This window comes from Streptosporangium sp. H16, assembly GCF_051918855.1.
Taxonomy (GTDB): domain Bacteria; phylum Actinomycetota; class Actinomycetes; order Streptosporangiales; family Streptosporangiaceae; genus Streptosporangium.
Genome location: NZ_JBPXMD010000001.1, coordinates 477,850 through 491,327, shown reverse-complemented (window position 1 = coordinate 491,327; position 13,478 = coordinate 477,850). Strand labels below are relative to the sequence as shown.

Below are 13,478 nucleotides of genomic sequence, written 5' to 3'. Positions count from 1 at the left end.
GCGCCCGCCCGCGCAGTTCGCGGGCGGGCGCCACACCCGATGCGCATGTGGCTGACGTTAAAACACGGCGACGCTAGGGTGAACCGGAGAAGAACCACTGCCTCGCCCATCCCTCAACAGGTCGCGCAGAGCGCTCACCGTCCGGGAGACGTGATGACCAGCCCGCAGACCACCGTCGTTGATGTGGTGGTCCTCACGATGAACGACCGCCCCGCCGAGTGCCGGCGGGCGCTGGCGTCGCTCCTCGCCCAGCAGGACGTCGAACTGCGGGTGGTCATCGTGGGCAACGGCGTCGAACCCGACCACGTGCCCGCCGACGCTCACGCCGTCGCCCTGCCCGTCAACGTGGGCATCCCCGAGGGCCGCAACATCGGCGCCGACGCCTTGGGCGACCCGGGCGGCGAGTTCGTATTCTTCCTCGACAATGACGCCGTCCTGCCCACTCCCGACATCCTGGCTCGGCTCGTCGCCGAAGCCCGATCCCACCCCGACGCCGCCTACATCCAGCCGCGCATCGCCGACCCCGACACCGGTGTCACCCTGCGCCGCTGGGTGCCGCGGCTACGCGCCGGCGACGCCACCCGGCCCGGCATCATCACCGTCATGGCCGAAGGTGTCGTCCTCGTACGCCGCGCCGACTACGAACAGGCCGGCGGCTGGCCCGGCCACTTCTTCCTCTTCCACGAAGGCATCGACCTGTCGTGGCGGCTGTGGGACCTGGGCCGCACCGGCTGGTACGCGCCCGGCATCGTCATCCACCACCCCGCCACCGACCCCGCCCGGCACGCCGGCTACCACCGTCTCGTCGCCCGCAACCGTGTCTGGCTCGCCTACCGGCGCCTGCCCGTCCTCCTCGTCCCCATCTACCTGACGGTCTGGACGCTGCTCAGCCTCGCCCGGATCCGGTCGCGGACAAACCTCGCCATCTGGGGCGCCGGCCTGTGGGAAGGACTCAAGGGTGGGCACGGGCAGCGCCGGCCGATGTCCTGGACCACCGTACTGCGCCTGGTCCGCGCCGGCCGCCCCCCGATCGTCTGAGCGTCCGCGCGTGGCGTAGCCCCCACCGCGATGAGGCACCTGAGACCTGCAGCGGGTACCACCACCGTCAAGGCCTGAATCAGACCTCCAAAACGCCAGGAGATCCATGAGCAGCACATCCGACTTCGCGCACCTGTACACGACTCGGGACGAGGACCTCATCGCGATCCTGGCAGCGGCCGACGCAGCGGACATCGCCCTGCACCACCCCGCGAGCGTTAGACCACAGCCCCCGGCCCGGTCGGCGGCGTCCGGCACCTGCGAGGTGCTGTTGCTGGGAGCGTTGGGGTGCCGGTACGGGATGCTCGCCGGTGGCGCCGGCGGCCACCTGATCCGTACCGCGACCACCACCGTGCTCGTCGACCCCGGCCCGGCGGCGCTGAGCATGCTGCTGCAGCTGATCGAGCAGGGGCTGTTTTGCTGGTCGGAGCTGGACGCCATCGCCGTCACCCACCTGCATCCCGACCATTACGCCGACGTGATTCCCTGTTTGGAAGGGATGGTCAGCTACTCCACCGACGGCCGCAAACTGCTGCTGGCCAACCCGACGGCCGCGGCGAGGTTCGCCGCATTCTCCCCGTATCACGCGGGCGATGGTGGGCTGGCCGAGCTGGTCACGCTCGCGCATCCCGAGACGGACGGCCCCGGCAGGGCGTCGATCACGGTCGGCGACGTGACCCTCCACGCGGTGCCGGCGGTGCACACCGAGGAGGCCGGGCGCAGCCGCAGCGCGATCGGCCTGATCTACGAGAGCACCATCGGGCACATCTGGTACACCTCCGACACCAACCTCACCGATGCGTTGCTGGGGCACGTGGCGGCGATATGCCCGGCGCCGACCATGGTGATCGCCCACGCGGACGCCTCCAACATCGACCAGGTGCCGGGCCGGGCCGAGGCATGCCATCTGGAAACGCGGGACGTACCTGTCATCGCCGCGACCCTGCGCCCTCGTCATGTGCTCATTCAGCACTACGACCTCGCCTACTCCGCCACCGGCTACCGCATCGCCCAAGCGGTGTGGCTGCAACGGCAGCTCGACCGAAGCAACCTCCCCACCCGGGTGCTGCCCTCGGCCAGCGGCCTGCGCCTGGTCCTGACCGACGAGGAGATCGTCGACTACGGAGTCGCTCTGAGCAGCGACGCGGCGTCCGCCGTCGCCGGCTACCTCCGGAACCACTCGTGCCTCTGAGCCGGCCGTCGCGCAGGTGCACGGAGGAAGTCATGGAATGTCGCAGGAAGCGGCCTGTTCGATCGTTGAGCCTCCTTTGGCATGTCGCCGAACCGACCTGCGCCTCCGTCCACCAGTTCCCCGCCGCCGTCTCCCAGGCCAGTCGACGGCGGCGGAGTCCCAGCGGTTCAGGTGACCAGGTCCGCCACCAGTTCCAGTTGTTCCATCCGGAGCCTGAGCGTCGGGGTGACCAGGCCGACGACCAGGGAGGTCGCGCCCGCCTCGCGGTAGGCGGCGACGCGTTCGCGGAGCTTGCCGGGCGGCCCGCACATGGTCATCGCGTCGACCAGGCCGTCCGGGAGCAGCGACATCGCCTCGCCCTGGCGCCCGGCCAGGAACGCCTCCTGGATCGCCTCCGCCTCCTTCTCGAAGCCCAGGGAGCGGGCCAGGCGGTTGTAGAAGTTGGTACGGCGCGAGCCCATGCCGCCCAGATAGAGGGCGAGCATGGGCCGCATCATGTCGTAGGCCAGCTCCTCGTCGTCGTCGACGAGGGTGAGGATCATCGGTGCGACGTCGAAACCGTCCAGGCTGCGACCGGCCCGCGCCGCGCCCGCGCGCAGGTGGGCCGTGCGCTCGGCCAGGTGCTCGGGCGGGAAGTGGATCGCGAGCCAGCCGTCGGCCAGTTCCCCGGCGAGCGCGGTCGTCTCCGGGCCCATCGCGCCGAGATAGACGGGAAAGTGCTTCTGGACCGGGGAGACGCCCAGGGACAGCTCCTTGCCCTGCCCGCCGGGGAGCGGCAGCGTCATGGTCTCGCCCGAGTAGCTCACCGGGCGGCCCTCCAGGGCCAGCCGCAGCACCGACAGGTAGTCGCGGGCGCGGGCCACCGGCCGGTCGAAGCGCTCCCCGTGCCAGCCCTCCACCACCTGCGGCCCCGAAACGCCCACGCCCAGCCGGGCCCGGCCGCCGGAGACCTGGTCGATGGTGGCGGCCGTCATCGCCGCCACCACGGGCTTGCGGCCCGACATCTGCAGCACGCCGGTGCCCAGCGCGATCCGCTCGGTCTGGCCCGCGATCCACGCCATCAGGCTCGCCGGGTCGGTGCCGTACGTCTCGGCGGCCCACACCGACTCGTAGCCCAGCCGCTCGGCCTCGCGGACTAGGGCGAGGTGGTCGGCGGGACCGAGCCCGGCTCCGCCCCAGTAGCTCATGCTGTAACCGAGACGCATCCGATCTCCTCTGCGATGACGGTGGCGAGCAGGTCCGGGGTCTCCTCGGCCAGCCAGTGCGATGCGTCGAGCTCGCGCATCGACGGCCGCGCGACGCTCTGCCTGCGCCAGCCGAGCAGCCCCCCGCGCGACATGGAGCCGTCGCGGCTGCCGTACAGGACGGTGACGGGCACCGGCAGCGGCGGCCCCTGACGGTGCCGGTACCGGGCGAGCATCCCGAAGTCGGCGCGCAGGGCGGGTTCGAGGATCGGCCTGAGCACCTCGCGCTCGGCCACCTCCGCCGGGACCCCGCCCAGCTCGATCAGCTGATCCCAGAACAGCCACGACGGCAGGGACGGCAGCCTGCGCAGCAGGAGCGTGACGTCCGGCGCGGCGAAGGACCCCACGAGCAGGCGTTCCGGCCACCGCCCCCCGGACTCCGGCGAAGGAACCGGTCCCGCGAGGCCCGCCGGGAGCCCGGTCCCGATCGCTCCGGAGGCCGGAGCGAGTTCGACCAGGCGGCGGCAGACCAGGTAGGCGAGCAGCGCGCCGCTGCAGTAGCCGAACAGCGCGTACGGCTCGCGGGCGTTCGCCAGCAGGTCGCGGGCCAGGTCGTCGACCAGCTTGTCGAGGTCCTCGACCGGCGGCTCGGCCAGCCTGGCCTGACGGCCGGGGAGGTTCACCGACCACACGTCGACCTCGTCGGGGAACCGCTCGGCCAGGTCGGTGAGCGAGGCGGGGCCGCTGCCCGCGTTGGGGAAGGTGTACAGGCGGATCCGGCCCCCCGGCCGCTCCCCCACCGGTACGAACCACGGCGCGGTCATCTAGGTCCTTCCAGCGTGGGGACATCGGGGGAGGCCGGTACGGAGACCTGGGACATCGGCCCCGGCCTCGGGAAGACGATCAAGAGCCCGCCCCTTCCTGGATGAACGCGGCCAGCTCGGCCGGGGTGGGATGGTCGAAGACCGCGCGGACGTTGATCGCCCGGCCCGCGAGCTCCTCCAGCGGGGCGATCAGCCGTACGGCGAGCACCGAGTGCCCCCCGTTGAGGAAGAAATTGTCGTGCTCGCCGAGCCCCGGGCGGCGCAGTGCCTCCCGCCAGAGCCGCAGCACCCCCTCGGCGAGCTCCGAGCTCGCCGGGGCACGGGAGGCGGACGGTGACTCGTCCTCGGGGACGGTCAGCCCCCGATAGTCGATCTTGCCGTTGGCGGTCGTCGGGAACTCGTCGGCCAGGACGATCCCCGAGGGGACCGCGTAGTCCGGCAGCCGCGTCCCCGCGTACCGCCACAGCTCCTCGCGCAGCGCGGCCCCGGTCTCCCCGTCGGGCAGGTCCGTGGGCTGCACGAACGCCACCAGCCTGTCGTCGTGGACGATGACGGCCGCGACCTTGACGGCGTCGTGGTGGTGCAGCACCGCCTCGATCTCGCCCAGCTCGATGCGGTGCCCGCGCAGCTTGATCTGGCGGTCGTCGCGGCCCAGCAGCTCCAGGGCCCCGTCGTGCCTGAGCCTGGCCATGTCCCCGGTCCGGTAGAAGCGCCCGTGGCGGGGGTGCTCGCCGAACCGCTCGGCGGTCAGCTCAGGCCGGTTGACGTACCCGGCGCTCACCCCGTCGCCCGCCACGCACAGCTCGCCGGGTACGCCCGGCGGGGCCTCGCGCCCGTCGGCGTCCCTGACGAAGATCCGGGTGTTGGCGAGCGGCACCCCGATCGGCACCGGGTCGGCCGGAGGAGCGAGGATCTCGGCGGCGGTGGACCAGATGGTCGTCTCGGTCGGCCCGTAGACGTTGAACAACCGGCAGCCGAGGCCCAGCAGGTCCGCGGCGAGCGCGGCGGGCATGGGCTCCCCGCCGCAGAGCACGATGCGCCCGGCCAGCTCGTCGCGCGCCTCGGGGGCGATGAGCCGCCACGCCGTCGGGGTGGCCTGCACGACGCGTACGTCCCATGCCGCGATGAGTTCCAGGAACCTGCGCGGCTGGAGCTGGTCGTCGTCGGAGGCGACGACCAGGGTGCCGCCGACGGTGAGCGGGAGCATCAGCTCCAGCGCCGAGATGTCGAAGGAGGTCGTGGTGGACCACAGCACCGCGTCGGCCGCGCCCGCCCCGAGCCGGTCGGCGAAGTCGAGGACGAGGTTCGCCAGGTTGCCGTGAGTGACGGCCACCCCCTTGGGCCTCCCGGTGGATCCCGAGGTGTAGATCACGTAGGCGATCGACTCCCCGGTGACCGCCGCGGCGACCTCTGCCGGATCCAGCCGGCGCGCGGGCGCGCCGTCGCTGTCCGCCTGATCCGCCTGATCCGACGCCCCGGCTCCGGGGGCCTGCGGCATGGAGAGTACGGGGACCTCCCCCGCCCAGGGAGCCTCGGAGTCGGCGATGACCAGGCGGGCCCCGCTGTCCTCCACCTGGTAGGCCAGGCGCAGCTCGGGCTGGCGCGGGTCCAGCGGCAGGTAGGCGGCCCCGGCCGCCCAGACGCCGAGCACCGCGGCGACCGTCTCCGCCGAACGGCTCAGGCCGAGCGCCACGATGTCGCCGGAGCCCGCGCCGTGCGAGACGAGGGTGTCCCTGACGGCGGCCGCCCAGGTGAGCAGCTCGTCGTAGGTGACCTCCCGGTCGCCGTCGCGGATCGCCGTACCGGTGCGGGCCTCGCGGGTTGCCTCCCGGTCGCCGTCGCGGATCGCCGTACCGCTACCGGGCTCGTGGACGCCTCCGGTGTGGGCGGCGATCCGCTCCAGCAGCGTGGCCGGTCCTTCCCAGGTCCGCGCGGTGTCGTTGAGCCGGTCGAGCAGCCGCCGGTCGGCCGCGGAGAGGGAGTCCAGCTCCCGCTGCGGGCGCCGTGCGTCCTCGGCGGCCCGCCGCAGCAGCGCGGTCATCCGCGCGACGAACGCGGCGATCTCGGCCTCGTCGTGGACCTCCGTGCTGTGCCAGACCCTGAGCGTGAGCCTGCCGGGCTCCTGCACTGCGATGCACTGCAGGTCCAGGCGGCTGCGGTCGAACAGGTCCTCGACGTACTCGGGGACGGAGCCCAGGATGCTGACCTGGTCGTCGGTCCACGGCCGGTAGTTGAACATGTGCCGGAACAGCGGCACCCTCCAGTCGCCGGTACCGTGCCCTCGCTGCCCGCGCTCGACCAGCACCGCCTCCACCGAGGCGTCCGCGTGCTCGACCCCCTCGAAGAAGACGTCCTCGACCCGCCTGACCAGGGCGGCGAAACCCTCGTCCGGGTCGGCGCGCACCCGCATCGGCAGGGTGCTGACGCCGTAGCCGACATGGCCGCGCATCGCGGCCGTCCTGGTGGTGACCGGCATCGCGGCCACCAGCTCGGGACCCGCGCCGTGGGCGCGCAGGGTGAGCATGAACGCGGCGGCCAGCACGATGTTGTCGGTGGTGCGCAGGCCGGTCCGCAGCGTGTCGAGCGCCCGCCGCGTGTCCGCGTCCACCTCCCAGGAGCAGGTGTGCCCGGCGAAGGTGGGCCGGGCGGGCGACGGCCTGCTGCCGGGGAGCACCATCGCGGCCGGATCGACGTCCCTGAGCCGGTCGAGCCAGTAGTCCAGCGACTCCCGGGACGCCTCCCCCGGCTCCAGCATGGGCGCGATGCCGGAGAGCGCGGCCGGGAGCGGCTCCTGGCTCGTCTGCGCGTCGTAGAAGCCGCCCAGCTCCTCGACGAGGAACTGCATCGAGGTGGCGTCGATGACGATGTGGTGGGCCACCAGGCAGACCACGCTCCCGCCGCCGTCGGGCAGCGCGAAGTGCCCGGCCCGGAAGAGCAGGTCGCGGCCAAGGTCGAAGGGCTCGTCCAGGAACCCCTGGAGGTCGGAGACGAGCGTCTCCTCGGTGGTCTCCCCGTTCACCAGCTTGATCTGAGCGTCCTGCGGGGCGGTGAGGTGCCGCACGGGCGCGCCGTCCACCACGGGGAACCGCAGGCGCAGCGCCGGATGCCGCTTGAGCAGCCGGTTCACCGCGATCTGCAGCGGGAACCTGCGCAACGGCTCGCGGGTCCTGAACGCCACCGCCAGGTTGGACACCCCGCTCGACCCGGCGAGCTGCTCCAGCACCCAGAACGAGTACGGGACCGCCCCGGGCCTGCGGAGCGGCTCGGCGGGCTCGGGCAGGCCCTCCGGGACCTGCGGCGCGCCCTCGCGTTCCCGCGACGCGGAAGTCGACGCGAAAGTCGACGCGGAAGGACGCGGCGAGGGACCGGGAAAGATCGACGCCGGGGCGTAACGGTGCCCTCCCGGGACGGGCAGGCGCTGCAGGGGGTGGTCGGGGTCGAGGGCGGCCCAGTCCACCGGGCAGCCGAGTGTCCACAGCCGGGCGAGCGCCGCGAGCAGGCCCCGGCGGTCGTCCCCGCAGTCGATCGTCCCCTCGTCCGAGGGCGCCTTCGCCGTCCCGATCAGGAGGGACAGCGTGTCTCCCGGTCCGGTGGTCCCCGGTCCGGTTCCCGCCCGGGGCGAGGTCCCCTGCCCCGTGACCGTCTCGCGACGGGTCTCCGGTTCGTGGAACGTTTCATGCCCGGGCACCGGCTCGGGCGCCGCGATGTCGGCCGGCACCGATTCGGGCACCGTCAGGTCGTCCGACACCGGCTCGGACACCGCCATCGCGTCGTCCGCCACCGGTTCGGGCACCCGTCCGGGCGCCCGCTCGGCCACCGGCTCGGGCGCCTGCTCGGGTGCCTGCTCAGGCACCGCGACGGAGACGGCGACGACGGAGGCCGCGACGCGGGCGATCGCCTCGTCCAGTTCCAGCGTTCCCGAGAAGGCGGCGGCGGTGAGCTCGCCGACGCCCTCTCCCGCGCATCCCACGGGTGTGACGCCCCAGCCGGTCAGGGTCGCCGCCAGGGAGTAGGTCACCGCGAACGTCACCGCGTCGTCGTCACGCTCCCCGGCGAGCCAGGCGTCGTAGAGATCGACGCCGTGCCGCTCGAAACCTTCCAGGCAGACGTCCATCGCCTCGCTGAACAGCCGCTCGGCCCCGTACAGCGAAGCCCCCAGCCGCCCGGCGCCCCCGGCGGGAAAGACGAACCTCACATCCCCTGCCGCACTCGTGAAGAGCGGCACATACCTGAGCGTCGTTCCTTCTGATGAGGCCCCGGGAGTCACGGCGACGGCCGCCGGAGTCACAGCGAGGGCCGCGGACGCCTCGGCGGGGGTGGCGGCCACGACCGCGCCCCGTACGGGATGCTGGGGGCGGCCCAGTTGGAGGACGGCCACGGCGTCGGCGAACCGGTCGGCGCCGAGGGTGGCGAAGAACCCCGCCAGGCTTTTCCTCACGGCGTCGGCCTCCGCCGGCGTGCGTCCCGACCAGGCGACGACGCGGGGCCGGGAGTCCCCCGGGAGGTGGACCGGCGGGAAACCCTCCTTCACCCTCAGCGGTTCCCGCAGGCGCGCGGTCGAGCCGCCTCCGCGCCAACCACCGCGCCCACTGCGGGTGGGAACGGTGCGGGCGGGAACGGTCCTGGTGGAAACGATGCGGGCGGGGGCGAGGCCGGGCGGGGATTCGATCACTGCCTCGATCACGGCGCTCACGAGGTCGCCGTCGAGGAGAGCGTCGTCCAGGCGCTTGAGCACGATCGTGGTGCCCCGTTCCGCGAGAGCGTCGAGGCTCGGTCCCGAGACCGAGACCACGAGGTCGCAGTCACCGACCGCGAGGGCCAGGCAGGCCTCCTCGGCCGGCTTGTAGCCGGCGAACACTCCCGGGGAGCGCGCGGGGTCGTATCCGGCGTTCTCCAGCGCGCCCTCCTCAGTCTCCGCCAGGACGCCACCGGGAGGGGGGAGCGGGGCGCGCGGGCCCATGCCGATCACGGCGATCGACGCGGTATCGGTCACCGAGGCGCCCCGCCGTCCCTGCGGATGCGGGCGCGCACGTCCCTGCGGCTGCCCCCGACGGGGCGCAGGCGCGCGGGTTCGCTCCTGACGGGTTCCTGCGCGCCCTCGACGAGGCGGCTGAGCGCCCGCACGTTCGGCCGGGTGAACATCGAGGTGACCGGGATGTCGATGCCGAGCACCCCCGTGATGTCCGCGTGCAGCTCGACCAGTGCCATCGAGTTGAGCCCGGCCTCGAAGAAGTTCTCGTCGGGGTCGACCGTCCGGCCCAGGCGGGCCTCGATCATCTCCGCGACCGTGTCGGCGGCCGACACGCGCGGCCCCGGTGGACCCGGAGGTCGCCCCTCGGCCTCCTCGCGTTGCCGCTCCGCTCCCACCGGCCGACTGCCCTGGATCATCCGGCGCCTTTCGTTGAGTTTGTCCGGTTCATCAGACGGGCCCCGTCCGGGCACGCCATGCACCGATCCTCTGACACCTATTCGGACACGACAAGAGCGTATTTTTCGGCATTTTTGAATCCGTAGCCGTGTGAAAAAGCCCCGGAAACGCGAACGGCCACCGCCGCAGCGGTGGCCGTACGCGATCGCGCAGATCAGCCGGGGTTGGAGACCGCCGCGCCGATGGTGTGCACGCGCAGGGCGTTGGTGGAACCCGCGGTGCCGGGAGGCGAACCGGCGACGATGACGACCTTGTCGCCCTTCTCCAGGCGGGAGTTGGCGAGCAGCGAGGCCTCCACCTGGCGGACCATGTCGTCGGTGTGGTGGACGAACGGCACCTCGAAGGTCTCCACGCCCCAGGTCAGCGCGAGCTGGTTGCGGACGTGGCTGGCGGAGGTGAACGCCAGCAGCGGGATCGGCGAGCGGTAGCGGGCCAGGCGGCGGGCCGTCTCACCGGACATGGTGAACGCCACCAGCGCCTTGGCGCCGACGATGGCGCCGACCTCCGCCGCGGCGCGGGCGATGGCGCCGCCGGTGGTCTCCGGCAGCCGGTCGAGGCTGTGCGTGGCCTGCAGGGAGCTCTTCTCCGCGGTCGTGGCGATGCGGCTCATCGTCTCGACGACCTCGACGGGGTAGTTGCCGACCGACGTCTCGCCGGAGAGCATGACCGCGTCGGCGCCGTCCATGACGGCGTAGGCGACGTCGGAGGCCTCGGCGCGGGTGGGCCGCGGGGAGGTGATCATCGACTCCAGCATCTGGGTGGCGACGATGACCGGACGGGCCTTCTCGCGGCAGAGCTCGATGGCGCGCTTCTGCACGATGGGCACCTCCTCCAGCGGCAGCTCGACCCCGAGGTCGCCGCGGGCGACCATGATGCCGTCGAAGGCCTCGATGATCTCCGGAAGCCGCTCCACGGCCTGCGGCTTCTCGATCTTGGCGAGCAGCGGGAGGCGGATGCCCTCCTGCTCCATGATGTTGCGCACCACGTCGGCGTCGGAGGGACGCCTGACGAAGGAGAGGGCGACCAGGTCGAAGCCGGTGCGCAGGGCCCAGCGAAGGTCGGTCTCGTCCTTGTCGGTCAGGACGGGGGCGCTGACGTTGACGCCGGGCAGGTTGAGGCCCTTGTTGTCGGAGATCATGCCACCGATGATCACCCGGGTGGTGACGCGCTGGCCGTCGACCCGGGTCACCTCCAGCCGGACGCGGCCGTCATCGACCAGGATGCTGTCCCCGGGACTGACGTCCTTGGGAAGCCCCAGGTAAGACGTGGAGACCTGGTCACGGTCGCCGGGAACCTCCTCAGTGGTGATCGTGAAGACATCACCGAAGCCGAGGCGGACGGGGCCCTCACCGAACTTGCCGACCCGGATCTTGGGGCCTTGGAGGTCAGCCAGCAGACCCACGCCACGCCCGAGCTCGGCGGCGGCCTCCCTCACCCTGTCGTAAACCTCCTTGTGCAGCTCGTGGCTGCCATGGCTGAGGTTGAAACGGGCCACGTCCATCCCGGCCGCGATCAGTTCGCGGAGGCGTTCGGGAGAGGAGGTGGCAGGGCCGAGAGTGCAGACGATTTTCGCGCGACGAGTCACGGATCCCACCCTAATTGGTACAGACCACTTGGTCGTGACGTTGGTCAGAGCGCCGATGAAAAAATCGGTGACACAAAGCTACCCCGGATGAACGGCAGGTTGCGAATCGCCCTTTTTCTCAGACTTTGAGACCACATGTCACAACAGGCGGGATCGGATCAGGGAGCGGAGGGGGTGGCCTTGGCCGCGTTGGCGGCGCTGATGACGCCGCGGCCGTAGAAGCCGTTGTGCGTCTTGGGACCCTCGCACTTGTGGACCTCGTCCACCACGAGGTCGATCTTGTAGGCGTACTCGCGCGGCGAGGGGCAGGCCTTCTCGGTGGCGGTGGAGTACATCAGGCGCTGGACGTCCGCGGCGGGCAGCGCGAGGCCGCCCTTGCCCGGCTTGCCGAAGCGGCTGATCAGGATGGCGGCGACGCCGGTGGCGTGCGGGGCGGCCATGGAGGTGCCGACGAGGTACTGGTAGTAGGCGCAGGTGCCGCCCTCGCACTCCCGCACGATCGACGGGGACTTCGGCGTGCCGTCGGCGGCGAGCTGCCCCTTGGCCTTGAGCGCGTTCTCCGGCGCGGCGGCCAGGATGCCCCGGGTGGGGTCGTACGTGCCGCCACCGTCGAACTCGTCCCCGCCGGGGGCCGCCAGGTCGGCCTGCTCGACGCCGTAGTCGGAGTAGTAGGCCTTGCGCCCGCTCTGGCCCACCGAGGTTACCGAGATGACGCCCTTGGACTCGGCCGGGACGTTCAGGCAGGAGTTGTCGACCTTGCGGGTGCGCTCGGTGTCCTTGGGGTAGTCGGGGCTGGTCGCGTCCTTGCTGGGCCTGCCGAGGTCGGTGGAGCCGTTGCCGATGGCGCTGATGAGGGTGACGCCGCGCTTGCGGGCGTAGTCGAGGGCGCGCTGCATGCCGGTGATGATGCCGCGCTGCTCCAGCTGCTCGGCCTTGGAGTCGGCGGGGTTGGCCTTGCAGTTGAACAGCCACGGGTCGACGTAGAAGCTCATGTTGACCACGTCGATCCCGGCGTCGGCGGCGTAGGTGAGCGCCTCGATGCTGGGCTTGAGGAAGAACAGGCCGGAGTCCTGGCCCGCGCGCAGGTTCACCAGGGACACCTGGGGGGCGACCCCGGCGATGCCCACGCCGTTGAGCGGTGAGGCGATGGTGCTGGCCACGTGGGTGCCGTGGCCGTCGTCGTCCCAGTCGACCGGGTCCTTGCAGCTCTTGAACTCGCAGGGCCCGTCGAGGGTCTTGCCGTTGGGGTCCTTGGGCCGGTCGGTCACGAAGTTGCGGCTCAGGGCGCGGTTGAAGTTGGGGGCGATGTCGGGGTGCTTGCCGTCGACGCCGGTGTCGATGACGCCGACCAGCACCCGCTTGTCACCGGGCTCGGTGGCGTAGGAGCCCTCCACGGTGGCGCCGATCATCTTCATGTCCCACTGCCGTCCGGCCAGCGGCTCTGGCGTGCCGGTGGAGGGCGTGGGGGCGCTGGGGGTGCCCGCCCGCCCGAGAGCGTCCGCGGAGGGGAAGGCGAGCGGGGTCCTGACCTGGGAGGCGGTCTCGGTGCCGGGAACCCTGGCCGCGGGAGCGGCGATCTCAGTGGCGGTCGCGGTGGCGGGCGACCCGGCCGTGGAGGCGGCGATCGCGGTGGAGGTCGCGGTGCCCGGCGTCCCGGCCGTGGAGGCGGCGGTCCCGGGGGCGATCGCGGTGGCGGGCGTCCAGGCCGTGGAGAGGGCGATCGCGGTGGCGGAGCCGATCCTGCGGTCGGAGGAGACCCCCTCGACGGCGTCGCTGCCGGCCAGGCTCTCCACGAAGCGGGAACCGGGACCGTCGGCGAGAACGTAGCCGATCCTGGTGTCGGTCGACAGGGCGGTACCGCCACTCGCGGTGATCGCCTCGATCGCCCGGTCGCGGGCTCCGTCCGCGTAGAAGACCAGGTACTCGCGGTTCTGACCCGCGTCTGTCGTGGCCCCGCCGCCCAGGGCTCCCGCCGTGAGGGTCGCCGCCAGGGCGAGCACCGTCGCCGTGCCCGTCAGGCTTCTGATCCCGCGATTCATCAATCCTCCGCACCTGGCCTGATCAAGAAGAATTATCTTTCAGGCATATGTACGACAAAGCAATTTGAACACCCGCTCTGCGCATTTTTACCTGAAGCCGCCGGTAAGGCACCTGCCACGCCGGACGGTTCCCGGACGTGGCGGGCGACGCCGCCCCCGGGTGAACCGTGACGTGCCAGAACCCGCCG

Annotated in this window: 8 protein-coding genes; 2 read left to right on the top strand and 6 right to left on the bottom strand. The window is 71.9% G+C overall.

Annotation, left to right across the window (positions count from 1 at the left end):
* The first annotated feature begins 153 nt into the window (after window positions 1–153).
* Window positions 154–1,038 (top strand): glycosyltransferase family 2 protein, encoded by an 885-nt coding sequence (locus tag ACTOQ2_RS02145; protein WP_440097898.1) that lies wholly within the window; start codon window positions 154–156, stop codon window positions 1,036–1,038.
* Window positions 1,039–1,144: 106 nt separating this feature from the next.
* On the top strand, window positions 1,145–2,230 hold the full coding sequence (locus ACTOQ2_RS02140) for an MBL fold metallo-hydrolase (protein ID WP_440097897.1): 1,086 nt from the start codon (window positions 1,145–1,147) through the stop codon (window positions 2,228–2,230).
* Window positions 2,231–2,397: 167 nt separating this feature from the next.
* Here the strand turns inward: ACTOQ2_RS02140 and ACTOQ2_RS02135 are convergent, their stop codons facing one another.
* The 6 genes from ACTOQ2_RS02135 to ACTOQ2_RS02110 all read right to left on the bottom strand — a co-directional run bounded on the left by ACTOQ2_RS02135 (window position 2,398) and on the right by ACTOQ2_RS02110 (window position 13,290).
* Window positions 2,398–3,435 carry an LLM class F420-dependent oxidoreductase gene (locus ACTOQ2_RS02135; protein WP_440097896.1) on the bottom strand — a complete coding sequence of 346 codons (1,038 nt, stop codon included), beginning with the start codon at window positions 3,433–3,435 and terminating at the stop codon, window positions 2,398–2,400.
* Window positions 3,414–4,238 carry a thioesterase II family protein gene (locus ACTOQ2_RS02130; protein WP_440097895.1) on the bottom strand — a complete coding sequence of 275 codons (825 nt, stop codon included), beginning with the start codon at window positions 4,236–4,238 and terminating at the stop codon, window positions 3,414–3,416. The genes ACTOQ2_RS02135 and ACTOQ2_RS02130 overlap by 22 nt, the downstream gene beginning before the upstream one ends.
* Window positions 4,239–4,317: 79 nt before the next feature.
* Window positions 4,318–9,231 carry an amino acid adenylation domain-containing protein gene (locus ACTOQ2_RS02125; RefSeq protein ID WP_440097894.1) on the bottom strand — a complete coding sequence of 1,638 codons (4,914 nt, stop codon included), beginning with the start codon at window positions 9,229–9,231 and terminating at the stop codon, window positions 4,318–4,320.
* Window positions 9,228–9,626, bottom strand: coding sequence for an acyl carrier protein (locus ACTOQ2_RS02120; protein ID WP_440097893.1), 399 nt, complete (start codon window positions 9,624–9,626; stop codon window positions 9,228–9,230). The genes ACTOQ2_RS02125 and ACTOQ2_RS02120 overlap by 4 nt, the downstream gene beginning before the upstream one ends.
* Window positions 9,627–9,820: 194 nt before the next feature.
* The gene (pyk, locus tag ACTOQ2_RS02115) at window positions 9,821–11,251 is read right to left on the bottom strand and encodes a pyruvate kinase (RefSeq protein WP_440064980.1); all 1,431 of its coding nucleotides are present in this window, start codon (window positions 11,249–11,251) and stop codon (window positions 9,821–9,823) included.
* 158 nt (window positions 11,252–11,409) lie between these two features.
* The gene (locus ACTOQ2_RS02110) at window positions 11,410–13,290 is read right to left on the bottom strand and encodes a S8 family peptidase (RefSeq protein WP_440097892.1); all 1,881 of its coding nucleotides are present in this window, start codon (window positions 13,288–13,290) and stop codon (window positions 11,410–11,412) included.
* Window positions 13,291–13,478 lie beyond the last annotated feature (188 nt).

What these genes read in the sequence shown, in the direction of transcription:
- ACTOQ2_RS02110 (WP_440097892.1), bottom strand. Translation starts at nt 13,290, where the DNA reads ATGAATCGCGGGATCAGAAGCCTGACGGGCACGGCGACGGTGCTCGCC.
- ACTOQ2_RS02140 (WP_440097897.1), top strand. Translation starts at nt 1,145, where the DNA reads ATGAGCAGCACATCCGACTTCGCGCACCTGTACACGACTCGGGACGAG.
- ACTOQ2_RS02145 (WP_440097898.1), top strand. Translation starts at nt 154, where the DNA reads ATGACCAGCCCGCAGACCACCGTCGTTGATGTGGTGGTCCTCACGATG.
- ACTOQ2_RS02130 (WP_440097895.1), bottom strand. Translation starts at nt 4,238, where the DNA reads ATGACCGCGCCGTGGTTCGTACCGGTGGGGGAGCGGCCGGGGGGCCGG.
- ACTOQ2_RS02135 (WP_440097896.1), bottom strand. Translation starts at nt 3,435, where the DNA reads ATGCGTCTCGGTTACAGCATGAGCTACTGGGGCGGAGCCGGGCTCGGT.
- ACTOQ2_RS02120 (WP_440097893.1), bottom strand. Translation starts at nt 9,626, where the DNA reads ATGATCCAGGGCAGTCGGCCGGTGGGAGCGGAGCGGCAACGCGAGGAG.